This window comes from Clavibacter nebraskensis NCPPB 2581 (assembly GCF_000355695.1).
Lineage (GTDB): Bacteria > Actinomycetota > Actinomycetes > Actinomycetales > Microbacteriaceae > Clavibacter > Clavibacter nebraskensis.
Window position 1 is genome coordinate 2,989,281 of sequence record NC_020891.1, and the last position, 25,179, is coordinate 3,014,459.

Here is a 25,179-nt window from a genome sequence, read left to right on the forward strand (position 1 = left end):
TTGACTTACCGATACAACTTATTGCCGACATGATTGACGACAATACGCTTCCCCTTGTTATCGAAGTCGAAGTGTATGCGAGCGACACGTGGCCACGGAACTGAATCCGTAACCTTGACATGAGGGACATTGCTGAATTCGTCATCTTCAAAAACAAAAAAGGCGTCGGCCTTATTGTGCGTCTCTATCGCCCCGTCGTGAAAAGCGACTGTTAATCCAAAATTCGATTGAATCCAATCATCAAGGCGCGCATCCAGTTTTGGGGTCGGCCCTACGCTACCAAAACGAGTGATCGCAAGACGACTTAGTGCAACAAGGGCCTGAGTCATCTGCTCGTAGTTCTCTAGCGCACACTTCGCCCAACTAGTCCTCGCGTTCGGGGTGAAGACGATCTTACCCGACGACACTCGCTCCAAGAAATCAAAACTAGCACTCGCATCGCCCGGACTAAGCACAGGCGCATCTTCAAGACTTTCAGCTACGGACGACTCCCCACCAGCGCTCATTGCTAAGATCTGGCCTTGAAGTGCGTCGGCTTTATACCTGAAGGAATTGACTTCGCGTTCGCGGACAGCAAGTTCATCCTGTGCAGCCTTGGCGTCATCTGCATAAGATTGCGCAAGCGACTCTAGTTCAGCTGCCTTAGCTTGAAGTCCCGCTACCTGACTCTGAAGAGCCTGCGTCAACTCCCCGGAATCTCCTTTGGCCTTCGCAACAGACACACGCTCTTCAGCATCTGCAACCTGCCTGTTTGCATCTATTTGCCGCATTGTCGACCACAAGCGGTCCGAACCCCTCGAGCGCACTGAGAGGTCGGCTAGGTGACGCATAAGCTGCGCCCGCAAGCCCTCATCTCCGAGACTCGCGAGGTCGCCAGATGTAAATAGAAGCGGCGGGCTCTCGATGCGAGACCAGACAAGGGCGGCTCCGCCAAAGGGCACTTGCACAAGAGGTACTTCGTTAGAGATAGCACGTGTATAGCGATAACCGGCTACTACAACTCGAACCAAGCCGACGAGTCGCTTGGCAGCAGTGCGCGCCGCATCCCAGTCCGCTTGAACCCGGGGGTGAATTAAAAGAACAGGGATTCTCTTCACGTTCCTTATCGCCTGAGAAACCGCCTGGGCGTCATCTTCGCTTTTAATTATGAGGTAGCGCCCATCTTGCGACGCTCCCTCCACCGTGATAGATAGCGACTTTTCAGAGGCTACGCTAAGAATAAGCGTTGGCTGCTTTATCGCCGGTGCTGCCGCGGGAGTGAGACCAGGCCCGAGCGCCTCACGTCCCAGTGATACCCGAATACTGGTCCTCCCTTCAATTTCAGCAACGGTCACACGAGTCTCGAAAATGACATTCGGTTGATCGGCTTGCCTGACCGTAACTCTCAGTGCACGAGCTCCTTCGTGATTGAAAGCCTCCCAACTGGCTAAGCCGAGATTCCATCGCTGGAAATCTCCTTCGCGCTTGAGATCGAGCAACACTTCCGCTTGGGCAGTCTTTTCGGTGATCCACCGATTCACATGAAGCAGGAGGATGTCATAGGCCGAGTCATCTGCCTCGCCAGCTTTGAGCGTAGCATCGAGCTGAACCACATACAGAATTTCCATCAGTTCTTCCCAGTCCAGATATATTCGAAACGAAACACTCTTCAGAATGGCTAAGCGCTGTCGCTAGAACAGCGCCACTTCGCATCGCTAAGCCTAAGTTCTAAGCGCATTGCGGCAAGTTGCCCCTGTCGTTACATTATGCCTTTGCAGGTACTTCAAATGATCACGTGTGGTAGAGCGTGGTAAACAGCTTCGCGACCATACGCACCAACCTGACGGCCCCAAAAGCAGTGACATTACGGTAGTGAATCAAGCACGCGGCGGTAGCTCCAACTCGCCCATCATCATCGAGTAGTGCCCCTCTTGCTCGAGTACCGTGAAAATTTTCTTGAAAATGCCCATGTACGTGGTTGCAGACGACGCCGAGGTTTCGTACTCAATGTCGTCAAATATGGCATGAGAACCAGCATTCGCCCAGGACAGAAGCGCTCGACACGCGGCTTGTTCCTCTCCACTGAACGCCCCGACAACTCTCGAGTAATCGACACCACCAAGGATCTTGAAGTATGTTTCGAGAATCCGCCGCAGGTAGTTCTGAAGCCCTGTTGCAGATTCCACTCCGTCTGCGCTCAGGCGCTTCACCTCGTCCCAGAGTGCCGCGTAAGCCGTCTTAATGGGATTTTTGTCCATAAACTCAATTATACTGGGACCGGTTGCGTTTTTACGCACGATTCCAAATTGCCGACTTCCAGCCGTATCAGAAGAACCAACATAAGTCACTTCTTTATGAAAGTGTGCATTGTGGGTGAGCAGGATGACCTGCTTCACCCGAGCTTTCCTATTGTTCACATTATTTAGCAGACGCCTAACTAGCGTTGAGACTGCATATAACACGTCGCTATCCAGGCTTGAAATGGGATCGTCTATTACCGCTACGACCTCTCTTCGCTCGCCTGCGCCTAAGGCAGCGCCTTCGAGGGAGTGTACGTAGTACAAAAAGGTGACAAATGTTCTCTCGCCTTCGCTAAGCGTGTCTACAACAACCTCGCCAGATTCGCGTGCTAACGAATAACCATTTTTGAGGCCGGGAGCTTCAATTAGGTGAAAGTTGTTAAAACCGGCGGACGTAAGCAGGCGATTAATCTTTGCAATTATTGGTTTACTAGACGTCTCATGACTCTGCAGCTCTACTACAAGCTTCTCGTCGGCGGCCAGCGACGATGCGGCGTCGGCGATCTTTTCGCTGAGCGTTCGTATCGCGACAGTCAGACTAGGTGCTAGGGCCTCGTAACGTGCCGACTCAGCGGCAAGCGTAGTGCGGGCGAACGTAATCCAGCAACGTCTTAATAGTTCACGACGCGTAAGTGCTGCGTTCTTTAGGCGTGCGTTATGCTCGCCGATTTTGGTATTTGTAGCGTCAAGTTCCCACTCCAGGCCCTCAGAAGCGTCTCCAGGCTCCTGAATCTGTATAACCGCGGAAGGGTTACGTAGCTTCATCTCAATGTCACTTACGAGCGCCTTAACGATTCGCGTGAAGTTGACATGAGCCTTGGCGAGCGCCTCAGGATCAATATATTTCCAACCTTCCGCACTCTGAGAGAGGCGGGACAGCGAATCGTTCCAAACGGATTCCCACGCTTGGACTTGCGCATCCAGTGACTTTATGTCCGCTAGTTGAGACGTATAGCGACGATTGAAGTAGTTCTCGATGTCATCGATAAATCCTTGAGGCAGTTGCTGCTGGCAGAACGGGCAGCGGTCGCTCGAGTGCTCAACGAATTGGATGCCCTGCTGGACCCAGTCGGCGTTTTTAAGATGACCGATTAGTCCCGACAAGTTAACATCTTGACTTCCGACTACGGGAGAGGACAAAAGACCATATCCCGGCATGGCCTCAAAGGCGGGACGCATTGGATAAGCCAACGGTGTGATTGGCGTGGCCTCGGCGTCTAGTACGGCGGCGGCTTCCACGGCTAACATATCGTAGGTGTCTATGTCATCATATGATTCCGATAAGGCCAATAATAGGCGATCGAAGAACTTATCTTTACTGTTGTTTAGTCCTACGAACATCTTAGACAGCTCGGGTGGCACGGCGGACCGAAGTGACCAAGCTTTATCCCGCAAAGCCTCACGCTGAGAACGCAATTCTGAGGCTTTAGCTTCATGAGTTGTATTAAAGGCTAGAAGTGATGCCCTTTTTCTCTGGATCGAACCAACGGCGTCTCCAGCACCAAGAAGGGCGTCAATTTGCTCTTGTGCTTGCGCGTTCGACTCGCCAAGGACGAACACTCCCGGCAAGTTTCGAGATTGTCGGAGCGTGTCTGCGACATAGTCGCGATTATAGACAGACACTTGTCGTTCGTTAGCTGTCGAGCTCCACGTTAGCGTGGTCCCCGGAAAGCTTGCCGGGGAAGCGAGTGCACGACTGATAGTTGTTTTCCCCGAGCCATTACCGCCAAATAGAAACGTTAATTCTCGTAGGGGACCAATCACCACCTCCCCGGACAGGCCAAACGCGTGCGCGTTACGGATAGTTATTGACGTAAGCATGCATGACCCGATCTGTACGTCAAGGCCCGATGGCCACCAAGCTTTAAGATTGAGCACCTACCGGTACGGCTGAGCCGACAAGTAGATGTACTGCGAGACTATTTGCTTAGCACACCTCGTGCCCGCCCCCAGTTCAGGGTACGTAATTTATTGTTTCGGCGGTAATAGCAATCGCTTAATTTAGTGGGAAATAACGCCGCTGGCGGGCGGCCTTGCGGATTGCCCTCATCGTTTGACCATGTGTCTAGAAGTATCGGGAGAGCGCTGGCTCGGGCAGCTACGAGCAGGGTGTCTGAATCGAGCCGGCCGCTGCTTGTGATGCTCATTGAGCTTCTGGTCAGCGGATCGCACTGCTGACCTCCGCCAACAACGACGCCATCCCCGCCTCCGCCGTCGCCGCATCCCCATCCCGGATCGCGTGCGCCACCTGCTCGTGGGTGTCCAGCGCATGCGGCCTCGGCGTCCGGGGCATCAGCCCCTGGTGCGTGCGGCCGCTGAGGACCTCCGTGATCACCTCGCGGAGGGCGCAGAACATGTCGTTGCCGCTGGCCTCGAGGATCAGGTGGTGGAACTCGATGTCGGCGGCGAGGAAGTCGACGAGGGCGCCGGCCTCGCCGAGGCGGCGGAGATCCACCGCGAGCTCGGCGATGCGCGTGCGCTGAGCAGCCGTCGCATTGCGAGCAGCGAGCGACGCCGCGACCGGCTCGACCGCGCGGCGCAGCTGGGTGAGGGAGCGGAACTGGTCCGAGCGGCCGGGGCCGGTGAGGCGCCAGCGGATGATGCGCGGGTCGTAGACGTTCCAGCGGTCCGGGCCCTGCACCACGAGGCCCACGCGGCGCTTCGGAACGATCAACGCCATCGCCTCGAGCACGCGCACGCAGTCGCGCACCACCGTGCGGGAGACGCCGAAGCGCTGCTGGAGGTCCTCGATGGTGAGGCGGGTGCCCTCGGCGAGACGGCCGTCGACGATGTCGCGGCCAAGCTCCTCGATGATCCGCGTGGCCATCACCGTAGCGGCGGGGACCGCGCCGGCGGGCGCCGAGGGTGGGACTGACCGCGTCGTCATGGTCCTCTCCGGGTGCGCGTCGGCCGGCCGGCCGCCTCGATGAGCATAGGTCGCCGTCCGCGGCGCGGTCGTCGGCACTCTCCGCAATGGTGTTACCTTTGGCCGGACGGCGGCCGACGACACGGCACCGCCCGCGTCGACGAAGGAGTCAGCATGGCCGCACAGCCCCGCCACGTCGTGGTGATGGGGATCTCCGGATCCGGCAAGACCACGATCGCCACCGCCCTCGCCGAGCGGCTCGGCTGGACCTTCGCGGAGGCGGACGAGTTCCACCCCGAGGCGAACATCGCGAAGATGTCCGCCGGCACGCCGCTCACCGACGACGACCGCTGGCCCTGGCTCGAGGCCATGCGCGACTGGATGGGCGGCGAGGCCCTCGCCGGCCGCAGCACCGTCGTCACCTGCTCGGCGCTCAAGCGCACCTACCGCGACCTGCTCGACGGCGCGGAGGGCGACGTGCGCTTCGTGCACCTGTCCGCCGACACCGGCCTGATCCTCGAGCGCATGGAGACCCGCAGCGGCCACTTCATGCCGGCCTCGCTGCTGCCGTCGCAGATCAGCACGCTCGAACCCCTCGAGGCCGACGAGCGCGGCTTCGCGCTCGAGAACACGGGCACGCCCGACGAGGTCACGACCCGCATCGTCGACGAGCTCGGCCTCGTCGCCAGCTAGCGCCCGCATCCCACCCCGCACCACACCGCACACCGCACGTTCGTCAACGGAGAGAACATGACCATCGAAGACTGGACGCAGACCCTCACCGCGGGTCCGCTCCTCCTGATCGCCGCGGGCGCCATCGCCGTCCTGCTGCTCCTGATCATCACGCTGCGCATCCACGCGTTCGTCGCCCTGATCCTCGTGAGCCTCGCCACCGCCTTCGCCACCGGGATCCCGACCTCGCAGATCGTGACCGTGCTCGTCGGCAGCTTCGGCTCCACGCTCGGCACGGTCGCGCTGCTCGTGGGCCTCGGCGCGATGCTCGGCCGCCTGGTCGAGACCAGCGGCGGCGCGAAGACGCTCGCCGACACCCTGATCCGCGTCTTCGGCGAGAAGCGCGCCCCGTTCGCGCTCGGGGTCGCGTCGCTAATCTTCGGCTTCCCGATCTTCTTCGACGCCGGCCTCGTCGTGATGCTGCCCATCGTCTTCTCGGTGGCGCGTCGCCTCGGCGGCGGCGTGCTCCGCTACGGCCTCCCCGCCGCCGGCGCCTTCTCGGTCATGCACATCTTCGTGCCGCCGCACCCCGGCCCCGTCGCGGCATCCGAGTTCTTCGGCGCGAACGTCGGCATCGTGATCATCGTCGGCCTCATCGCGGCGATCCCCACCTGGTACGTCACCGCGTACCTCTTCGGACTGTGGGTGGGCAAGAAGTACGTGCTGCCGATCCCGTCGCTCATGGGCGAGGCGGACGTGCACGCCGAGTCGAATCCGCCGAGGTTCGGCACCGTCGTCGGCGTGCTGCTGCTGCCGCTCGTCCTCATCTTCCTGAACACGGGCCTCAACGCGGCCTCCACCGGCGGGATCCTGCCCGAGGGCACGAGCGACCAGGCCTGGTACCAGGTGCTCCGCACCCTCGGCGAGACGCCCGTCGCGCTCCTCATCGCGCTGCTGTTCGCGGCGTTCGTGCTCGGCCGCCGCCGAGGGATCGACAAGACCGCGCTCGAGAAGACGCTCGAGTCGGCGCTCGGCCCGGTCTGCTCCGTGATCCTCATCACCGGCGCCGGCGGCATGTTCGGCGGCGTCCTCCGCACCAGCGGCATCGGCGACGCCCTCGCCGACGTGCTCGGCGACCTCGGCATCCCGATCATCCTGGCGGGGTTCCTCATCGCGGCGATCCTCCGCATCGCGCAGGGATCCGCGACCGTCGCGCTCACCACGGCCGCGGGCCTCGTCTCCCCGGCGATCCTCGCGGGCGACTTCAACGCGTTCCAGGTCGCGGCGCTCGTCGTGGCGGTGGCCGGCGGATCCGTGGTCGCGAGCCACGTGAACGACTCCGGCTTCTGGCTCGTCGGCCGCTTCTTCGAGATGGACGTGAAGACGACCCTGAAGACCTGGACCGTGATGGAGACCACCATCGGCGTCATGGGCTTCGCGATCGCGACGGCGGTGTTCGGGGTTGCGTCGCTGGCCTAGGCCGCGCCCTCGCCGGCGGCCCCGCGCCGGGTCCACGTCTAGCCGACGCGGTCGAACAGGATCCGCGCATGCCGCCGGTCGGGCGAGCCCTGCCAGAACTCCACGTGCACGGGACGGATGCGCCACAGCGCCCAGTCGCCGGGGTCCACGTCGACGCGAGCGCCGCCGCCGGTGCCGCCGCGAGCTGCGCGCCCTTGGCCGAGGAGCGCGTGCTGGCGAAGGCCCACCCGCGCGGCGAGACGTCCTTGAGGATCAGCGGGCGAAGTCGTCGGAGGTCATGCATCCAGTCTCGCGGGCGGTCGCACGATGCTCCAGCTCGCGTCCTCGCGCTTCGGCGTCAGAGGAGGCGGTGGTCGTCCGCCGAGGCGGTCTCCGCGGCCGTCCGCTCCCGCGCCGCACGCGCGGCGCGCACGCCCGTGAGCGTCGTCGCGACGGCGAAGGCGAGCCCGAGGACGAGCGCCAGCACGACCGCGACCGAGTCCGTGAGCATCTCCTGCCGACGCAGGCCCAGGACCACGAGGAGGAGCACGATGCTCGCCACCGCCGTCACGGACGAGCGCTTGCTCGTGGTCATTCCGATCATCGGATCATCCCCTGTTCATCGACGGTCCGGGCCATCATAGCGGCCATTTCCGCGCCTTGACTCCACGTCGACGATCGTGGAATGCTGACGCCGATCCGAATAAACGGGAATGCGCAGGGGGCGTATTCGACACCGACATTCATGACGACGGGGGAAGCATGGAAGAGAATTCGACGAGCCGTGGCATGCGGTTCTTCACGGGCGCCGCAGCGGCCGCGCTCGCACTCACGGGACTGGCCGTCCTGCACACCGCGACCGCCGCTCCGGCGAGCGCCTACGTGTGCGGGTACAGCGTCGAGAACGAGGACTACAAGTCCCTGTGGTCCGTCGACCTGCCGTTCGTCGGCACGGTGGATCCGTTCGGCGGCACGCGCCAGGTCGCGCACTACGGCAACTGCACCAAGGGCAAGCAGCGCATCTCCGTGAGCACCGGATCCGGGAAGAAGTCGTACTGCGTGAAGCCCGGGGACACGCGTCTCGGCTTCACCCAGAACGGCAGCAAGGTGTCCGGCGCGGTCAAGACCGGGACCTGCTGAGACCCATGGGCACCATGAGGAAGCTCGCGGCCTCGACCCTGCTGGCCTGCATGCTGGTCGGCGGATCGCTGGTCGCCGCGGCTCCCGCGCAGGCGGCGACGCCGTGCGGGTTCTTCCCGATCACCACCGGCAGCCTCGGTGGCGGCGAGGACGGCCGATATGAGAAGGCCACGTACAACAACTGCAAGTCGAAGCCGGTGAAGATCACCGTCCGGTACTATTACGCGAATCGCACCATGTGCGTCTCGCCCGGCGAGACGACCCTCTACGCGAATCCTGACCTCGGGGCCCTCGTGGGTGCGTCGTGGACGAAGAAGTACTGCTGATCGGAGAATGAGGGACATCATTTCCCGACAGTGAGGAAATAGGGCCGTGGTGGGATTCCGATCCCATCGCGGCCCTATTCTCGTGGCCGCGAGGATGGCGCATCCGGGTCAGCCGGCTGGCACCGCGGGCACCACCACGCCCGCCGGCCGCGCTCGCTCGGGCTCCCGGGATCGTCGACGCCGAGCACCATCGTCCCGCAGCGCAGGCACGGCCGGCCCGCGCGGCCGACCACCCAGTGCGTGCGGCCGCGGCGGGGATCGCCCGTCGTGATCTGGTACGCCGCGGGCACCGTCGCCGAGTGCTGGAGCGAGCGGGCGGCGAGGTCGACGAGGGGCGGGAGATCCACGTCGCGGACGCGGGTCGCCGGGTGCACGCCGCGCAGGAAGCCGACCTCGTTGACCCAGAGGTTGCCGAGGCCCGCCATCGGGCGCTGGTCGAGGAGGGCAGCGCGGATCGCGTCGCCGGGACGGGCCGCGAGGCGGGAGACGGCGAGCGCCGGATCCCAGTCGTCGCGCAGCGGGTCGGGCCCGAGGTGGCCGATGGCCGCGCGCTCGTCGCGGGTGGGGATCAGCTCGACCACGGGCAGGTCGATGCCCCACAGGGTGCGGCCGTCGTCGAGGCGGAGGCGCACGCGCACCTGGTGCTGGATCCGCTCGGGTACCCGCTTGCCCGGCCCGGTGACCGTCCACGACCCCTGCATGCGCAGGTGCGTGTGGAGCGTGGTGCCGTCGTCGAGCCGCATGAGCAGGTGCTTGCCGTGCGTGTCGAACCCGGTGATCCGCCGGCCGCCGAGCCGCGCACCCGCCCGCGCGCCGGACCGGAGCTCCCCGTCGGCGATGAGCGCCCCGCCGACCTGCGTGCGGAGGCGCGCGGCGAGGACGAAGACGGAGTCACCCTCGGGCATGGGTCGACGGTAGCGGCGGCCGACGACAGGGGGTCAGGCGAGATGGGTCGAGGTGTCGGGTGAGGCGGGCACGGGCGCGTGCGAGCGCGGGAGGTCGCCGACGGTGGCCGCGTACCGAGACATGCGGCGGTGCTGCACGAACGCGAACGGCACGGTGCCGGCCAACGTGAGGAGCGCAGCGAGGAAGAGGACGAGGAGCCACCCGTCGATGTCTCCGCGGAGGACGGTGGGGACGAAGATCCCGACCAGCAGCATCGCCGACTGCCCCAGCTGGAACGGCTGCAGCGTGCAGCTGTAGACGGCGAGCCGGGCGGCGCGCCACTCGAGCTCCGGCTCCAGCTCTGGGCCCTTGCCCGCGGCGCGCTGCGCGACCGCCTTCCGGTCCTCCTTCGAAAGACCCGCTGTGATGGAGGATCCCGACAGCTGCGCCCCGACCGAGACGAACAGGCACGTGAGCGCCGGCGCGAGCAGCGAGAACTGGAGCACGAGCGCGAACGCCTGGACGGTGTCCTGCGGCTCGAACCGGTCGAGCAGCAGCGTCCCGCCGAGGGTGACGACGAGCGCGAGCACGAACACCAGGCCGATGAGACGCCACTTGCGTCGGGCCGTGTCCTCGGTCCAGTCGAGGTCGATGGAGAGGGTGGGGGCGTCGTCGGCGAGTCGCGCGCCCAGCCGCCGGACCGCGGCGGCCTGCGCGCGCTGCACGAGGATCCAGCTGGTCGCGGCCGTGGCGACCGCGGCCACCGCGAAGCCGAGCACGACGAGCGGGGAGACCCCGCCGACCAGCGACGCGACCGCGTGCACGACGACGGCGAGCGCGGTGATCCCCAGCCACACGAGCACCCGCGCCGGACGGCGGCGCGTGCCATCTGCGTCCACGGCGTCACGCGACCACTGCAGCTCCAGGAGGCCGAGCGACGGCGCGAAGGCGAGCGCCAGGAGGCCGGCGATGAGCTGCGGGAGGATCGCGACGGCATCCGCGTCGGACACGACCGCCGCCTCGTAGAGGCCGTAGCCGTAGAGCGTGCCGAGCCCGAGGAGCAGCACGACCAGGAGGGCGAGTAGGGCGAGTAGGGCGATGCGGGCACCGAGACCGCCCGTGTCCTGGCGATCGCCCGTCCGACGTGCCTGGTCCGTGCCGCGTCCGCTCATCCCTCGAACGTATCGGCCCGGCGTCACCCGACCGGCCGCCAGGTGCCCCCTTTCGAGCCGTAGGCCCCTCCCCACATGAACTCCCGCTGGATCCTCCGCGCTCCCCCGCGCGCCCGCCCCCGTCGCCCAGCCGACGGGCCACACTCGACCCACGCACCCGAACCCGACAGCCGCGCGCCACCGCGGCGAAGGAGCACCATGAAGATCACCGGCCGCACCGTCCTCATCACCGGCAGCACGTCCGGCATCGGCCGCGGGCTCGCCGAGCGGTTCCACGCCGCGGGCAACCGCGTCGTCATCGCGGGCCGGCGCAGCGAGCTGCTCGACGAGATCACCGCGCAGCACGACGGCATGTCCTCGGTCGTGCTCGACGTCGCCGACCCCGCGTCCATCACGGCCGCGCGCGACGAGCTCGCCGCCAGCCACCCCGACCTCGACGTCGTGATCACGATGGCCGGCATCATGCAGGCGGAGGACCTCCGCGATCCCGCGCACCAGGCCGCCGCCGAGGCCATCGTCACGACGAACCTCCTCGGCACGATCCGCACGGTGGACGCGTTCCTGCCCGGCCTCCTCGCGAGCGACGAGGCGACGCTCATGACCGTCTCGTCCGGCCTCGCGTTCGTGCCGCTGCCGGCCACGCCCACCTACTCCGCCACGAAGGCGGCCGTGCACTCGTACACGCAGAGCCTCCGCGCGCAGCTCGCCGGCACGTCCGTCGAGGTGGTCGAGCTGGTGCCGCCCAAGGTGCAGACCGCGCTCATGCCCGGCCAGCAGGACGCGGGCGACGCGATGCCGCTCGAGGACTTCCTCGACGAGGTGATGGGCATCCTGCAGGCGCGCCCGGAGGACGAGGAGATCCTCGTGCAGGACGTGCACGGCCTCCGCTTCGCCGAGCGCGACAGCCGCCACGACGAGATGCTCGCCCTGCTCAGCGGCCACTGACCCGCCGGGCAGCTGACCCTCCGGGCCGCCGGCTGATCCGCCGGGTCGCCGCCCACCCGCCCGCCTAGGCTCGATCCATGTCGACGACGATGCCGCCCGCCCCCGCCCGCACGCACGACGGGGACGACGCCCGCCCGATCCGCTTCGGCGTGGTCGGCGCCGCCGGCATCGCGACCTCGGTCGTGCCCGACATGCTCCTCGTGCCCGGCGTCGACGTCGTCGCCGTGCACTCCCGCTCGCGTGCCAGCTCCGCGGCGCTGGCCGAGGCGCACGGCATCGCGCGGATCCACGACACCCTCGACGCGCTCCTCGCCGACCCCGAGGTGGACGCCGTCTACGTCGCCGCCCCGCACACCCTCCACCGGTCGCAGGCCGAGGCCGCCCTCCGCGCTGGCAAGCACGTCGTCTGCGAGAAGCCCGCCACCACCACGGCCGCCGACACCCGCGCCCTCGTCGACCTCGCCCGCGCCGAGGGCCTGCTCTTCCTCGAGGCGCTCTGGATGGCGTTCTCCCCCGGCTACCTCGCCGTCCGCCGGGCCATCGCGGACGGCCGCATCGGGGATCCGCGCGCCATCTCCGTCGCCTTCGGCTTCGTCACGGAGGAGGGGACGGGCCGCCTGTGGGACCCGGCGGTCGGCGGCGGCACGCTGCTCGACATGGGCGTGTACCCGCTCGCCTTCGCGCACGGCCTGTTCGGCGCCCCGTCGTCCGTCTCCGCGGTCGGCACCGTGATCGACGGCGGCGTCGACACCGAGGTCGCGATCCTGCTCGGCTGGCCCGACGGCCGCCACGCAACCCTCGCCTGCTCGCTCGTCGCGGCGCTGCCCACGGGCGCGACCGTCAGCGGCGCGGCCGGCCGCATCGAGGTGGATCCGCTCTTCCTCGCCTCCCGCGCGCTCACGGTCGTGCCCGCCGACGGGGATCCCGAGCGGCAGGAGCACGAGATCGAGGGCCGCGGCTACGTGCCCATGTTCCGGGCGGCCCGCGACGCGATCCGCGCGGGCGCCGTCGAGTGCGCGGAGATGCCGCACGCGGAGTCGGTGGCCCTCGCGGAGCTGATGGACGGGATCCTCACGGACATCGGCGCGCGCTGACCGGCGACCGGAGGCGTCCGTCCGGGAGCCGTCAGAACACGGTCGTCAGGGTCGATGAGGAGGCACGCGCCTCCCCTGCGGCACGTCGACGGAGACGACCCGACCGGAACGACCCCGAAGGAGAACACCATGACGCACGTCCTCGTGCTCGTCGGCAGCCTGCGCTCCGCCTCCACCAACCAGCAGATCGCCGAGGCGGCGGTGCACCACGCCCCCGACGGCGTGACCCTCGACATCCATGCCGGCCTCGACCGGCTCCCCTTGTACAACGAGGACATCGACGTCCAGGGATCCGTGCCCGCCGAGGCCGTGGCCTTCCGCGACGCGATCGCCGCCGCGGACGCGCTCCTCGTGGTCACGCCCGAGTACAACGGCACGATGCCCGCGGTGCTGAAGAACGCCATCGACTGGGCCTCCCGCCCGTTCGGTGCCTCCGCGCTCGCGGGGAAGCCGACCGCCGTGATCGGCAGCGCCTTCGGCCAGTACGGCGGCGTGTGGGCGCAGGACGAGGCCCGCAAGTCGCTCGGCATCGCCGGCGCGCACGTGCTCGAGGACGTGAAGATGGCCGTCCCCGAGTCGGTCATCCGGTTCGCCGAGCGGCACCCGGCGGACGACGCCGAGGTCGTGGAGCAGCTCCGCGCGGTGCTCGACGCCGTGCGCACCTCGGCGACCGCCGCCTGACCCGACCCTCCGATACGGGCGACACGCCCCGCGCACGACGACGGCCGCGCCCCCTCGGGACGCGGCCGTCGTCGTTCGAGCCGGAGGCTACGGCTTGAGCACCACCTTGATGCAGCCGTCCTCCTTCTTCTGGAAGATCTCGTACATGTGCGCGGCCTCGCTGAGCGGCACGGAGTGCGTGACGAGGTCGAGGACGCCGAGCGGGTCGGACGGGTCCTCGACGAGGGGCAGCAGGTCCTGGATCCAGTGCTGGACGTTGCACTGGCCCATGCGGATCGCGATCTGCTTGTCGAAGAGCGACTTCATGGGCAGCGGGTCGGCCTCGCCGCCGTAGACGCCGGAGATGGAGACGGTGCCGCCGCGGCGGACCGCGTCGAACGCCGTGTGTAGGGCCGCGAGGCGGTCGACGCTCGCGACGTCCATGACCTTCTTCGCGATGCCGTCGGGCAGCAGGCCCGCGGCCTTCTGCGCGAACGAGGCGGCGGGGCTGCCGTGCGCCTCCATGCCGACGGCCTCGACCATGGCGTCCGGCCCGCGGCCGTCGACCATCTCGCGCAGCTTGTCGGCGACGTCGTCGGTGAGGTCGAGGGTCTCGATGCCGTGGCGCTCGGCCATCGCGCGGCGCTCGGGGACCGGGTCCACCGCGATCACGCGGTAGCCGAGGTGCTTGCCGATGCGCGAGGCGAACTGGCCGACCGGGCCGAGGCCCATGACGCCGAGCGTGCCGCCCTCGGGCACGTTCGCGTACTGCACGCCCTGCCAGGCGGTGGGGAGGATGTCGCTGAGGAAGAGGTAGCGCTCGTCGGGGAGCTCGCTGTTCACGACGATCGCGTTGACGTCGGCGAGCGGCATGCGGAGGCGCTCGGCCTGGCCGCCGGGGATGGACCCGTACATCTCGCTGAAGCCGTAGAGCGCGGCGCCGCTGCCCTGCGACTTCACCTGCGTGGTCTCGCACTGCGTGAAGAGGCCCTTGTCGCACATGAAGCAGTCGTGACAGGCGATGACGAACGGGACGACGACGCGGTCGCCGACCTTGAGCTTCGTGACGGCGCTGCCGACCTGCTCGACGACGCCCATGTTCTCGTGCCCGAGCACGTCGTCCTTCTCGAGGAACGGTCCGAAGACCTCGTAGAGGTGGAGGTCGGATCCGCAGATCGCGGTCGACGTGATCCGGATCACCGCGTCGGTGTCCTGCTCGATCACGGGGTCGGCGACCTCCTTGACCTCGACGTCGTGGATGCCCTGCCAGGTGAGTGCCTTCATGGTGCTCCTTCGTTCTCGGGCGCGGATCCTCGTGGGACGCGCGCTCGTCCAGCCAACGCCCTCGCGGGCTGTCCGCCAAGCGAAGGTCAGGCCGCGTCCAGGGAGCGGGGATATCCGGGCGCGGCGATCCGGAAGCTGCGAGCGCGGGGACGTGGGCCGCGCAGACGATCCGCCCCGGGGAGTCGGTCGTCCACGACACGACCGGACCGGGGCGGATCTGAAGGCCGGTGATGACGGTCCGGACTGCATAGGAGGACTCTCGACAACCCTCAAGCGCCCGAGCCCGCGTCGGCCTCGTGCGCACAGTGTGCTCCCCAGTCGGGGAAATGCACCAGTCCCCCGTCGTGACTCCCGGCGGACGCGCGGGAACGACGCGCCTCAGACCTCCCAGCCGTGGGCGCGTTGCACCTCGCGGAGCGCCTCGGCGGCCTCGTGCTCGCCGTAGGGGAGGAGGTCCCAGCGGATGCCGGTGGCGGAGATCCAGCCGAGCTCGGCGAGCGCGACCGCGAGGTCCTCGATGTAAGGGGCGACGGCCTCGTCGGCGCCGCGGATGGCGTCGCCCGTGATGGACCAGCCGAAGTAGCCGGCCACGAAGCGCGCCTGCTCGGTCGGGCTGCGCCCGGGACCCGTGCGGCGCTCGGGGAGGGACTCGCTCGCGGAGGACTGGACCAGGTCACCCATGTCGTCGGTGCCCGTGTCATGCATCGCGTCCCTCTCCTGGATCACGCCCCCGCGCGACCCGCCCCCACGATGCCAGCCGCGCGGACGCCGCCCCAATGGGACCGTGGGGGTTGACACACGCGATCGACCCCGCCTATGGGCAGGGTGATGCGGATGCGGTGAGGGTCAGCGCGTGTCGTCGCGCGGCTCGTCCTCCGTGGGCTCCCGCATGATGAGCAGGCCGCCGGGGCTGTTGGCCGTGGTCATGAGCGCATCCACCCACTTGCGGTTGATAGGCGGCACGCGGCTGCCGTGGTACTTGAACACCAGCGGCAGCGAGTTGTGCATCCAGATGGTCGTGCGCCCGTCGCCCACCTCCACGTCGTCGCGCCAGGAGAAGTAGAAGTTCTCCCCGCGGCGCAGCTTCGCGCCGATGACGAGCTGCAGGTGCGCGAGCAGGCGGTCGTCGAACTCCGCCGTCAGCGTCGAGTCGTACTTGAACGTGCCCATGATCGATCCCGTGTCCCCCTCCCCGCGTGAGCTCTCGGGCCCCGCGCCGACGGAGAGGGGGCCTGAGAGCGGCGCTGAGCTTCGGCCGTGCCCACCCACTATGCCAGCGTTGCCGCTCGGGATCGCGTCGTCCGGAAGGCAGGTCCGCATGTGGTAATGGGCCACGGCTGGGGAGGGGGCGGCGACGAGCGCGGATCCGGCGCCCCCGACGCGCCCGAGGCGACCCGCCGCCGTCTGTCAAGGGGGTAGGCGCTCCCCTGGGCCCGGCGAACGGTGGACGCAGATCCGCGATCGCTCCGGACCGCGACGACGACGAAAGGGCCTCGATGTTCTTCCACAAGCAGGAGCTCCAGCACAGCGCCACCCCCGACAAGCCCGATCCCATCTACGCCCGTCACCTCCAGGAGGTGCTCGGCGGCCAGTACGGCGAGATCTCCGTCGCCATGCAGTACGGCTTCCAGTCCTGGAACTCGAAGCTCCCCGGCAAGTACCGCGACATGCTTTACGGCATCGGCGCGGAGGAGTTCGGCCACGTCGAGATGCTCGCCATCATGATCGCGAAGCTGCTCGAGACCGCGCCCGTCGAGGCGACCGAGGACGCGATGAAGGACCCGACCCTCGCGGCCGTCATCGGCGGCGGCGACATCCAGCACGCCATCGTCGCGGGCGCCGGCGCGCGCCCCGTCGACAGCAACGGGAACCCGTGGCAGGGATCCTTCATCACGGCGAGCGGCAACCTCCTCGCCGACTTCCACGCCAACGCGAACGCCGAGATGCAGGGCCGTCTCCAGGTCGCCCGGCTCTACCACATGACCGACGACCACGGCGTGAAGGACCTCCTGTCCTTCCTACTCGCGCGCGACACCATGCACCAGAACCAGTGGGTCGCCGCGATCGCCGAGCTGCAGGCCGAGGGCACCGAGAACCTGCCCGTTCCGAGCGACTTCCCCGTCGAGCTCGAGGACCGGGACGTCTCGTACCAGTACCTCAACTTCTCGGACGGGCCCGCCGCGGCCGAGGGCTCGTGGGCGTCCGGCCCCGCGCCCGACGGCAAGGGCACGTTCACGTACCACGACGGCCCGACCTCCTCGGTGCCGATGCCGCCGCCGCCCGTCGGCAACCCGCTCCTCCACGGCACCATCCCGCCGAAGGAGCCGGGCATGCTGAAGAAGGCGGCGAGCGCCGTGAAGGACGCCGTCACGCCCGAGTGACCCGCCGCGCACAGCGCGGGCGGCACGCCACTCGGTGGGCCGCCCGCGCCGCGCGCTCGTCCCGTCGCCGGGCTGGGTACCGGCCGTGCGGATCCGGCCGGCCCGGTCGCCGCGCGCCGACGGTCGTAGGGTCGGGACATGACTGATTCCACGTACACCGCACAGCTGGTCGGCCCCGATGGCACGGAGGAGACCGAGGTCGAGCTCCTCAACGGCGAGCCCGTGAAGAGCTTCGTCCGCGCCACCTCGCTCAGCGAGGAGGAGGTCGTGTGGGAGCTCGACTCCGACGCGGACGGCTACGTCTACCGGCCGGCGGGCATCCCGGGCGCCGACTACTCCTGATCCGCGGAGCCGTCGCGCTCCGCTAGCTCCACACGATCGGCAGGCAGCAGAGGACGCTGACCGCGAGCGCACCGGAGGACGCGAGCGTCCACGGCAGGGCGGGCTGGGCGAAGAGCCTCGCCCGGCCCCAGCCGTGCTCGCGGGCTCCCTTGATCGCGCCGATCACCTGCAGCACCATCCCGACGGCGAGGGCCCCGAGGGCCACGGACACGAGCGCGGTGGTCGTGCCGTCGGAGATCACGCATAGACGCTACCGGCGTGGATCCTCAGCGGCTGCCCCTCGTCCGGCCGGGCCGATCCGGACCCCCGCCGTAGGATCGAGGTCCCGCACGACGTGAGGATCCCCGCATGAGCACCAGCCCGTCCACGCCCGCGACCGACACGGCCGCGATCGCCCGCATCATCGACCACACGCTCCTGAAGCCCGAGGCCACGCGCGACGAGGTCGCCGCGCTCGTCGCCGAGGCCGTGGAGCTCGGCACGTACTCGGTGTGCGTCTCGCCCTCGATGCTCCCGCTGGAGCTGCCCGCGGGATCCGACCTCAAGGTCGCCGTCGTCTGCGGCTTCCCGAGCGGCAAGCACCACAGCGAGGTCAAGGCCGCCGAGGCCGCGCTCTCGATCTGCCAGGGCGCCGACGAGGTCGACATGGTGATCGACGTGGGCGCCGCCCGCGAGGGCCGCTTCGCCGACGTCGAGGCCGACATCCGCGCCGTGCGCGAGGCCGTGCCCGCCCCGGCCGCGCTCAAGGTGATCATCGAGTCCGCCGCGCTCGACGACGATCAGATCGTCGCCGTCTGCCAGGCGGCCGTCGCCGCCGGCGCCGACTTCGTGAAGACCTCCACGGGCTTCCACCCGACCGGCGGGGCCACCGTCCACGCGGTCGAGCTGATGAGCCGCACGGTCGACGGGAAGGCCGGCGTCAAGGCGTCCGGCGGCATCCGCACGTACGAGACCGCCGTGCAGATGATCAAGGCGGGGGCCACACGCCTCGGCGTCTCGGGCAGCGCGGTCGTGCTCGCCGGCCCCGTGCAGACGCCGGAGAACGGCGCGCTCGGATCGAGCGGCTACTGATGCCCGCGGACCGCCGCGCGCACCTCGCCGACCTCGGCCGGTTCATCCAGGCCTCCCCCTCCTCGTTCCACGCCGCGGAGGAGGGCGCCCGCCAGCTCGAGGCCGCGGGCTTCGCGCGCCTCGACGAGCGCGACGCCTGGCCCACCGACGCCGGCCGCCGGTTCATCGTGCGCGACGGCGCGCTCCTCGCGTGGATCCAGTCCGCCGGCGCGCACGCGACCACGCCCTTCCGCGTGCTCGGTACCCACACCGACTCCCCCGGCTTCACGCTCAAGCCGAAGCCCACGATCGGATCCGACGGCTGGGTGCAGGCCGGCGTCGAGGTCTACGGCGGCCCGCTCCTCAACTCCTGGCTCGACCGCGACCTCGAGCTCGCCGGCCGCCTCGTCACGCGCGACGGCCGCCGCCACCTCGTCCGCACCGGCCCGCTGCTGCGCTTCCCGCAGCTGGCCGTGCACCTCGACCGCGGCGTCAACACCGACGGCCTGCGACTGGATCCGCAGCGCTACATGAGCCCGATCCTCGGCACGGGCTCCCCCGCCGACGCCGACGTGCTCGGCCACCTGGCCGGCCTCGCCGGAGTGGCGGCCGACGACGTGCTCGGCTACGACGTGGGCGTCGCGGACACGCAGGCGCCCGGATCCCTCGGCTTCGACGGGGAGCTCTTCGCCGCCGGCCGCATGGACAACCTCAGCTCCGTGCACGCGGGCCTCGCGGCGCTCCTCGAGCTCGCGGCCACCGCGGACGACGACCCGGAGGCGCCCATCGCGGTGCTCGCCGCCTTCGACCACGAGGAGGTCGGATCCGCGACCGCGTCGGGCGCCGCCGGCCCGATCCTCGAGGACGTCCTCGGCCGCATCTCCGCCGGGCTCGGCGCCTCCTCGGAGGAGCGCCGCCGCGCGTTCGCCTCCTCCTGGTGCCTCTCCGCGGACGCCGGCCACGCCGTGCACCCCAACTACCCGGACCGCCACGACCCGGCGAACCGGCCGGTGCCGAACGGCGGCCCGCTGCTGAAGATCAACGCGAACCAGCGCTACGCGACCGACGGCGTCGGCGCCCGCGAGTGGGCGCTGGCCTGCGAGCGCGCCGGCGTGCCGTTCCAGGAGTTCGTGTCCAGCAACGCGGTGCCGTGCGGGTCGACCATCGGCCCCATCACGGCCACGCGCCTCGGGATCCGCACGGTCGACGTCGGCATCCCGCTGCTCTCGATGCACTCGGCCCGCGAGCTGTGCGGCGCCGACGACCCGGGGCACCTCGCCGCCGCGGCCGCCGCGTTCCTGCGGCCGGCCGCCTGAGGCCGGACCGGCGCACCGCGCGACACGACACGACACGAGGGCCCGACGCGATCCGCGCCGGGCCCTCGCTCGTGCACCGGGGATCAGCTCCCGTACGACTCCAGCAGCGCGCGCATCTTCGTGAGCTGGTCGCCCTGCGATGCCGCCATGGCGCCCGCGAGGTCGAGCGCCTCGGTCGAGGTGCCGAGCTGCGCTTCGCCGTCGGCCAGCGCGATCGCGGCCTGGTGCCGGGCGATCATTCCCTGCAGGAACAGCCGGGCGGCATCCGCGCCGGTCGCCTGCTTGAGCACCTGCAGCTCGGAGTCGAACGCGGCGTCGCTCATGGCCTCGATGTCGGCCTCGGACGCGGCGTCGCTCGCGGTGCCGCCGGCGCTGCCGTCCTCGGATCCGCTGCTGGCCGACACGCCGCCGGCCTCGTCGCGGTCCTCGGTGCCGGTGGCGCCGGATCCGCCCTCCTCGCCCGACCACTCCTCGGCGAGCTCCGCGAGCGTGCGCGCCTGCGGGCCCTGCTCGTCGCGGATCTGCACGGCCAGCTCCTCCGCCCCCGGCGGCAGGTCGCGCACCTGGAGCGCGGCCACGGCGAGCTCGACGGATCCGGCGGCGTGGTCGCCCATCTCCTCGGCGAAGGAGAGGTCGGCCCGGTTCCACCCCTGCGACTCCGTCTCGGAGGGGGCGGCCGCGTCGGCGCTGGAGCTGGCGGCGTCCTCGGGGGTGCGCGGCGGGGTCGAGCAGCCGGCGAGCGCGGCGGCGAGGGCGATGGCGGTCGTGGCCGCGGCGAGGCGGTGGCGGTATCCCATGCGACGATCCTCCTCCACGGCGCGGCGCGCGCGGGCCCGACGATAGGTTCTCCCCATGCCCGAGATCGTCGACCTGCCGCACCCCGGCGTCACGCTCGAGTTCGGCGGACCCGGCCGCCCCGTGGTCGTGCTCGTCCACGACGACCACGGCCGCCTCCCCTGGCTCGACCAGTACGCGCTCGCGCTCGCCCGCGCGGGCTTCCACGTGCTCGTCCCCGACCTCTACGACGGCCGTGCCACCCTCGACGACGGCCTCGCGGCGGGGCTCGCCGCCGAGCTCGACGTGGGGTACGCCCTCGGCACGATCCGCGACGGCATCGACTCGGCGCGGGTCCGCGGATCCCGGCGCGTGGGCCTCGTCGGCTTCGCGCCCGGCGGCTGGCTCGCGCTCCTCGAGGCGCAGGACGGTGGGGCCGACGCGGTCGTCGCCCACTGCGCGAGCCTCGGCCCCCAGGAGCACGGCGTCATCCCGTGCCCGGTGCTCCTCCACCTCGCCGAGCACGACGAGTGGATCGACGACCAGCGGCCCGAGGCCTTCATCGGCCGGCTCCGCGAGCACGGCACCCCGGTCACCGCGCACACCTACCCGGGCACGACCCCCGTGTTCCCGAACGCGAGCCTCCGCGACCGCTTCGATCCCGACGCGGCGGCCCTCGCCTACCGCCGTACTGAGACGTTCCTCGTCGAACATCTCGGAGACCAGTGACCGATCAGTGCGGCTTAGGCACCAATCCGGTCGATTAGGCGGTACGAATGTAGGGAGCCTGGGAGATCCCCGGCTCTTCCCTACCAGTGGAGGCACCATCATGAGCTCGTCCCCGAACCGCCTGCTCGGCACCGTCTTCGGCGCCGTCTACGTCCTCGTCGGCCTTCTCGGCTTCCTGTTCCCGCCGCAGAGCGGGGGCTTCTTCTCCTCCGACGGCGGCCTGCTGCTCGGGATCTTCATGGTGAACCCGTTCCACAACGTGGCGCACCTCCTCATCGGCGCGGCCCTCCTCATCGGCGGCCTCTCCAGCGTCGCGTCGGCCAAGGCCGTGAACTCCACCATCGGATTCGCGTACCTCGCCCTCGGCATCGTCGGCTTCTTCCTCGTGAACACCGACTTCAACATCCTCGCGCTCAACACCGCGGACCACTTCCTGCACGTCGGCAGCGCCGTCGTGCTGCTGATCGTGGGCCTCGGCGCCGAGAAGGGCGTCCGCAACCGCGCCGCCCGCGCCGCCTAGGCAGCACGACAGCACGACAGCACGCAGCACCGCACCACCCGCGGCGCCCGGGACGACGAAGGGACCAGCACGTGTCACTGCTCATCCGCCACTGGCTGGCCCTCGCCGCCCTGGGCGCCGCGCTCATCCACCTCGCCGTCGGCGCGGGATCCCCGCCCGCGGCCATGGTGGCCCTGCTCCTCATCGGCCTCGCCGAGGGCGCGTGGGCCATCGCGGTCCTCCGCTCCGACCGCCTGCCGGTCCCTCGCTGGGCCGCCCTCGGCACGCTCGTCCCGGTCGCCGGCTGGGCGCTCCTCGTCACGGCCGCGGTCGTCATGTCCGCCCCCGGCATCACGAGCGACCTGCCCGCCATCCCCATGCTCGCCGCGACCCTGCTCGACCTCGTGGTCGCCGCGGTCGTCGGCCGCCACCTCCGCTCCCGCGCCGAGTCCGAGGCCCAGGCCGTGTGCACGGCGGTCGAGGCGACGTTCCCGGCCGACGCCACGCTCGTCGGATCCGGCGCCCCGCTCGCCTCCGCCCCCGCGTCGCCCGCCGCCGTGGCGACCACGCTGGCCGCCGCGACCACCGCCACCCCGTCCGCCGCCGCCGAGCCCGAGCGCACCGGCGGCCGCTACCTCGTGGGCGTGCTCGTCGGCGCCTTCGTCGTCGCGGGCCTCGTCACGCCGGCCCTCTCGCTCACGCGCGCCGGCGAGTTCGCCGTGCCGCACGGCCAGCACAGCACGATCGACCTCGACGGCATCCAGGGCGAGCACTCCGGCCACTGAGCCGGCGCGCACGCCGTCGGACAGGCGGGTCAGCTCGCGGGCGCGACCGCCGGCGTCACGCGGATCCGGGTGGCCTCGCTCATGAACCGCCGCACGTTCTCGTCGACGATGATGTCGCCGGGGCGCAGCGGACGCGTGAGGTACAGGCCGCCGATGTCGGTGATCCGGCTGAGCGCCACGTACGTCTGACCGGGGCTGAAGACGCGCGCGCCGAGGTCGACGATCGCCCGGTCGTACGTCTTGCCCTGCGACTTGTGGATGGTGACCGCCCACGCGAGACGCAGCGGGAACTGCGTGAAGTCGGCCACGACGTCGCGCCGCAGCTGCTTGGTGGTGGGCGAGTACGAGTACTTGTGCTTCTCCCACGTGACGGGCTCGACCTCGTGCACGACGCCGTCGAGCTCGACGTACACGTTCGTGTCGATGCGCGTCACGACGCCGACGGATCCGTTCACCCAGCGCTGGTCGACGTCGTTGCGGAGGAACATCACCTGCGCGCCGATCTTGAGGTCGAGCTTCTCGTCGGCCGGGTAGGTGCGGCCGCCGAAGTCGCCCGTGACGTCGGCGGTGGCGGTGAGAGAGCGGCCGGGCAGGCGCTTGAGGGCCTCGGCGTTGATCCGGTTGACGGTGTCGTTGCGGGTGGCGAGCGTGATGGCGCCGTCGGTGGGAGCCGGCCGGGCGCCCGCCGCGTTGAGCACGCCCGCGATCTCGGCCGTGACGCGACCATGGCGCACGGCGTTCAGCATCTCCTTGAACGCCTCCTCGTGCTGCCGGTGGATCTCGGTGAGCTCGTAGATCCGCAGCTGCGCCTCCTCCCACACCTTCGCGTCGAAGAACCACATGGAGCGGTAGCGGTCGGCGAAGTAGGCGCGCTCGTCGCCGTCGCCCGGCACGGGGGCCAGCTGGTACGGATCCCCGAAGAGCACCACCTGCACGCCGCCGAACGGCACGTCCTTCTTGTGGCGCGCCTGCCGGAGGCTGCGGTCGACGGCGTCCACCAGATCCGCGTTGACCATGGAGACCTCGTCGATGACGAGCGTGTCGATGGTGTTGAGGAGCTTCCGCAGCTCGCCCGTCTGCTCGATCTCCTCGTCGGCGATCACCCCGATGGGCAGCTTGAACAGCGAGTGGATGGTCTGCCCGCCCACGTTGAGGGCCGCGACGCCCGTGGGCGCGCAGATCACGATCTGCTTCTCGGTGTTCCACGACAGGTGCGTGAGGAGGGTCGACTTGCCGGTGCCGGCGCGGCCCGTGACGAAGATGTGGTCGCGCGTCCCCTCGATGGCCTGGAAGACCGCGGCCTGCTCCGGGGAGAGGGGGACCGTGCTCACGCGGGGCTCCTGGCGGGTCGGGGGTGGATGCAGCGCGGATCGACGGCGGCGGCGCGGCGCGGATGCGCACTCGAATCTACCCCGGCACCGCGGCGCGGAGGCGCGGATCCCCCGCCCGTAGGATGATCCGCATGCCGAGCCCCGCCGTCGACGCGCGCGGCGAGCTGCGTCGGGCCGTCGTCGTCTGGTCCCTCCTCGCGGCGCTCCTCGTCGGAGCGTTCCTCGGCACCGTCGCCGCGCTCAACCAGGGCACCTTCAGCGCCCACGGCTTCGTGCGCTCCTACCTCGACGCGCTCGCCCGCGAGGACAGCCGCGACGCGCTCTCCACCCCCGGCGTCGCCCTGCCGGACGACGGCAGCCGCGCCCTCCTGGACGCCCGCGCGCTGCCCGGCCTCGCCGACGTCGAGCTCGTGTCCGACGAGCCCGCGGGCGGCGGCGAACGCGCGGTCACGTACTCGTACACGCTGCCGTCGGGGCCCGGATCCACCGAGTTCCGTGTGCGCGAGACCCCCGCGGCCCTCGGCCTCTTCGCCCGGTGGGAGTTCGCGACGAGCCCGGTCGCGGCGATCGACCTCGAGCTCCGGCACGCGTCCACCTTCACGGCCAACGGGCTGCCCGTCTCCGCGACGCCCGGCGGCGAGACGGCCGCGGGCGCCGGATCCACCTACCTCGTGCTCGCGCCCGCGTCCCTCGCGCTCGACCACGCGTCCCAGTACCTCCAGGCGGAGGACGCCGAGGTGGCGGTCACCGAGCCGGGCAGCGTCGTGCCGGCGCGCGTCGACGCCGAGCCGACCGACGACCTCGTCGCGTCCGTGCGGTCCGAGGTCGAGGCGTACCTCACGGAGTGCACGACGCAGTCGGTGCTGTACCCGTCGGGCTGCCCGTTCGGGAAGACGATCCGCGACCGGATCACCGCGCCGCCCGTGTGGAGCATGACGGCCATGCCGCAGGTCACGCTGCAGCCCGCGAGCGACGACCCCGCCGACCTCGACTGGGTGGTGCCGTCGACCGTCGGCACCGCGCACATCGAGGTCCCCGTCCGCTCCCTCTACGACGGCAGCGTTAAGGACCTCGACGAGGACGTGCCGTTCAGCGTGAGCTGGCGCGTGAGAGTGGACGAGACGTCGGGCGTGCGGATCCAGGGGCTGTAGCCGCTCCCGCCACCCTCCCCCCGCGTCACGGTGCGGCGCG

28 protein-coding genes are annotated in these 25,179 nt (G+C 69.2%); 15 read left to right on the top strand and 13 right to left on the bottom strand.

Annotated elements, in window-relative coordinates:
• Positions 1-5: 5 nt before the first annotated feature.
• From CMN_RS15035 to CMN_RS14135, 3 genes are all read right to left on the bottom strand, one after another.
• On the bottom strand, positions 6-1,607 hold the full coding sequence (locus CMN_RS15035; protein WP_015491457.1) for a hypothetical protein: 1,602 nt from the start codon (positions 1,605-1,607) through the stop codon (positions 6-8).
• Between the two features lie 249 nt (positions 1,608-1,856).
• On the bottom strand, positions 1,857-4,100 hold the full coding sequence (locus CMN_RS14885) for an AAA family ATPase (RefSeq protein WP_015491458.1): 2,244 nt from the start codon (positions 4,098-4,100) through the stop codon (positions 1,857-1,859).
• Between the two features lie 337 nt (positions 4,101-4,437).
• Positions 4,438-5,106 (bottom strand): FadR/GntR family transcriptional regulator, encoded by a 669-nt coding sequence (locus CMN_RS14135; RefSeq protein WP_041465326.1) that lies wholly within the window; start codon positions 5,104-5,106, stop codon positions 4,438-4,440.
• 213 nt (positions 5,107-5,319) lie between these two features.
• On the opposite strand from CMN_RS14135, the gene CMN_RS14140 reads away from it, so the two are divergent.
• Together CMN_RS14140 and CMN_RS14145 are read left to right on the top strand one after the other, a co-directional pair.
• Positions 5,320-5,838 carry a gluconokinase gene (locus tag CMN_RS14140; RefSeq protein WP_015491460.1) on the top strand — a complete coding sequence of 173 codons (519 nt, stop codon included), beginning with the start codon at positions 5,320-5,322 and terminating at the stop codon, positions 5,836-5,838.
• A gap of 57 nt (positions 5,839-5,895) precedes the next feature.
• Positions 5,896-7,296: a GntP family permease gene (locus tag CMN_RS14145; protein ID WP_015491461.1), complete on the top strand. Its 1,401-nt coding sequence runs from the start codon at positions 5,896-5,898 to the stop codon at positions 7,294-7,296.
• Between the two features lie 38 nt (positions 7,297-7,334).
• Here the strand turns inward: CMN_RS14145 and CMN_RS15515 are convergent, their stop codons facing one another.
• Positions 7,335-7,445 (bottom strand): pyridoxine 5'-phosphate oxidase C-terminal domain-containing protein, encoded by a 111-nt coding sequence (locus tag CMN_RS15515; protein ID WP_283105368.1) that lies wholly within the window; start codon positions 7,443-7,445, stop codon positions 7,335-7,337.
• Positions 7,446-7,633: 188 nt separating this feature from the next.
• On the bottom strand, positions 7,634-7,879 hold the full coding sequence (locus CMN_RS14155) for a hypothetical protein (protein ID WP_015491462.1): 246 nt from the start codon (positions 7,877-7,879) through the stop codon (positions 7,634-7,636).
• A 158-nt stretch (positions 7,880-8,037) separates the two neighbouring features.
• On the opposite strand from CMN_RS14155, the gene CMN_RS14160 reads away from it, so the two are divergent.
• Positions 8,038-8,415 carry a DUF6355 family natural product biosynthesis protein gene (locus CMN_RS14160; protein WP_015491463.1) on the top strand — a complete coding sequence of 126 codons (378 nt, stop codon included), beginning with the start codon at positions 8,038-8,040 and terminating at the stop codon, positions 8,413-8,415.
• Positions 8,416-8,429: 14 nt separating this feature from the next.
• Positions 8,430-8,741, top strand: coding sequence for a DUF6355 family natural product biosynthesis protein (locus tag CMN_RS14165; protein ID WP_131666520.1), 312 nt, complete (start codon positions 8,430-8,432; stop codon positions 8,739-8,741).
• A 74-nt stretch (positions 8,742-8,815) separates the two neighbouring features.
• Here the strand turns inward: CMN_RS14165 and CMN_RS14170 are convergent, their stop codons facing one another.
• Both CMN_RS14170 and CMN_RS14175 read right to left on the bottom strand, forming a co-directional pair.
• Positions 8,816-9,646 (bottom strand): Fpg/Nei family DNA glycosylase, encoded by an 831-nt coding sequence (locus CMN_RS14170; protein WP_015491465.1) that lies wholly within the window; start codon positions 9,644-9,646, stop codon positions 8,816-8,818.
• Positions 9,647-9,679: 33 nt separating this feature from the next.
• The gene (locus CMN_RS14175) at positions 9,680-10,798 is read right to left on the bottom strand and encodes a hypothetical protein (protein WP_041465329.1); all 1,119 of its coding nucleotides are present in this window, start codon (positions 10,796-10,798) and stop codon (positions 9,680-9,682) included.
• 198 nt (positions 10,799-10,996) lie between these two features.
• Here CMN_RS14175 and CMN_RS14180 point away from each other — a divergent pair, with 198 nt between their 5' ends.
• The 3 genes from CMN_RS14180 to CMN_RS14190 all read left to right on the top strand — a co-directional run bounded on the left by CMN_RS14180 (position 10,997) and on the right by CMN_RS14190 (position 13,518).
• A complete protein-coding gene (locus CMN_RS14180; RefSeq protein WP_015491467.1) occupies positions 10,997-11,743 on the top strand; it encodes an SDR family oxidoreductase in 747 nt (248 codons plus the stop codon).
• Positions 11,744-11,820: 77 nt separating this feature from the next.
• Positions 11,821-12,837, top strand: coding sequence for a Gfo/Idh/MocA family protein (locus CMN_RS14185; protein WP_015491468.1), 1,017 nt, complete (start codon positions 11,821-11,823; stop codon positions 12,835-12,837).
• A gap of 129 nt (positions 12,838-12,966) precedes the next feature.
• Positions 12,967-13,518 carry an NAD(P)H-dependent oxidoreductase gene (locus CMN_RS14190; protein ID WP_015491469.1) on the top strand — a complete coding sequence of 184 codons (552 nt, stop codon included), beginning with the start codon at positions 12,967-12,969 and terminating at the stop codon, positions 13,516-13,518.
• An 87-nt stretch (positions 13,519-13,605) separates the two neighbouring features.
• Here CMN_RS14190 and CMN_RS14195 read toward each other — a convergent pair whose 3' ends face one another.
• From CMN_RS14195 to CMN_RS14205, 3 genes are all read right to left on the bottom strand, one after another.
• On the bottom strand, positions 13,606-14,781 hold the full coding sequence (locus CMN_RS14195) for a zinc-dependent alcohol dehydrogenase (protein WP_015491470.1): 1,176 nt from the start codon (positions 14,779-14,781) through the stop codon (positions 13,606-13,608).
• Between the two features lie 378 nt (positions 14,782-15,159).
• The gene (locus CMN_RS14200; protein WP_015491471.1) at positions 15,160-15,486 is read right to left on the bottom strand and encodes a hypothetical protein; all 327 of its coding nucleotides are present in this window, start codon (positions 15,484-15,486) and stop codon (positions 15,160-15,162) included.
• A gap of 141 nt (positions 15,487-15,627) precedes the next feature.
• On the bottom strand, positions 15,628-15,951 hold the full coding sequence (locus CMN_RS14205; RefSeq protein ID WP_015491472.1) for a DUF7882 family protein: 324 nt from the start codon (positions 15,949-15,951) through the stop codon (positions 15,628-15,630).
• A 326-nt stretch (positions 15,952-16,277) separates the two neighbouring features.
• Here CMN_RS14205 and CMN_RS14210 point away from each other — a divergent pair, with 326 nt between their 5' ends.
• Both CMN_RS14210 and CMN_RS14215 read left to right on the top strand, forming a co-directional pair.
• A complete protein-coding gene (locus CMN_RS14210) occupies positions 16,278-17,162 on the top strand; it encodes a manganese catalase (RefSeq protein ID WP_015491473.1) in 885 nt (294 codons plus the stop codon).
• Positions 17,163-17,300: 138 nt separating this feature from the next.
• Positions 17,301-17,504, top strand: coding sequence for a hypothetical protein (locus CMN_RS14215; RefSeq protein WP_015491474.1), 204 nt, complete (start codon positions 17,301-17,303; stop codon positions 17,502-17,504).
• Between the two features lie 22 nt (positions 17,505-17,526).
• On the opposite strand, the gene CMN_RS14220 is transcribed toward CMN_RS14215, so the two are convergent.
• Positions 17,527-17,745, bottom strand: coding sequence for a hypothetical protein (locus tag CMN_RS14220; protein WP_015491475.1), 219 nt, complete (start codon positions 17,743-17,745; stop codon positions 17,527-17,529).
• 107 nt (positions 17,746-17,852) lie between these two features.
• On the opposite strand from CMN_RS14220, the gene deoC reads away from it, so the two are divergent.
• On the top strand, positions 17,853-18,575 hold the full coding sequence (gene deoC, locus CMN_RS14225; RefSeq protein ID WP_015491476.1) for a deoxyribose-phosphate aldolase: 723 nt from the start codon (positions 17,853-17,855) through the stop codon (positions 18,573-18,575).
• Entirely contained in the window at positions 18,575-19,870 is a 1,296-nt protein-coding gene (locus CMN_RS14230) for a M18 family aminopeptidase (protein ID WP_015491477.1), read from the top strand. Before deoC ends, CMN_RS14230 begins: the two co-directional genes overlap by 1 nt.
• Before the next feature lie 83 nt (positions 19,871-19,953).
• Here CMN_RS14230 and CMN_RS14235 read toward each other — a convergent pair whose 3' ends face one another.
• Entirely contained in the window at positions 19,954-20,667 is a 714-nt protein-coding gene (locus CMN_RS14235) for a DUF305 domain-containing protein (RefSeq protein WP_015491478.1), read from the bottom strand.
• A 55-nt stretch (positions 20,668-20,722) separates the two neighbouring features.
• Here CMN_RS14235 and CMN_RS14240 point away from each other — a divergent pair, with 55 nt between their 5' ends.
• From CMN_RS14240 to CMN_RS14250, 3 genes are all read left to right on the top strand, one after another.
• Complete coding sequence (locus tag CMN_RS14240; protein WP_015491479.1) at positions 20,723-21,373, top strand: dienelactone hydrolase family protein; 651 nt, start codon at positions 20,723-20,725, stop codon at positions 21,371-21,373.
• A 100-nt stretch (positions 21,374-21,473) separates the two neighbouring features.
• Complete coding sequence (locus CMN_RS14245; protein WP_015491480.1) at positions 21,474-21,893, top strand: DUF4383 domain-containing protein; 420 nt, start codon at positions 21,474-21,476, stop codon at positions 21,891-21,893.
• Positions 21,894-21,964: 71 nt separating this feature from the next.
• A complete protein-coding gene (locus CMN_RS14250) occupies positions 21,965-22,657 on the top strand; it encodes a hypothetical protein (RefSeq protein WP_015491481.1) in 693 nt (230 codons plus the stop codon).
• A 29-nt stretch (positions 22,658-22,686) separates the two neighbouring features.
• On the opposite strand, the gene CMN_RS14255 is transcribed toward CMN_RS14250, so the two are convergent.
• Positions 22,687-23,988 carry an ATP-dependent DNA helicase gene (locus tag CMN_RS14255; protein ID WP_015491482.1) on the bottom strand — a complete coding sequence of 434 codons (1,302 nt, stop codon included), beginning with the start codon at positions 23,986-23,988 and terminating at the stop codon, positions 22,687-22,689.
• Positions 23,989-24,119: 131 nt separating this feature from the next.
• On the opposite strand from CMN_RS14255, the gene CMN_RS14260 reads away from it, so the two are divergent.
• Positions 24,120-25,139 (top strand): hypothetical protein, encoded by a 1,020-nt coding sequence (locus tag CMN_RS14260; protein WP_015491483.1) that lies wholly within the window; start codon positions 24,120-24,122, stop codon positions 25,137-25,139.
• Positions 25,140-25,179 lie beyond the last annotated feature (40 nt).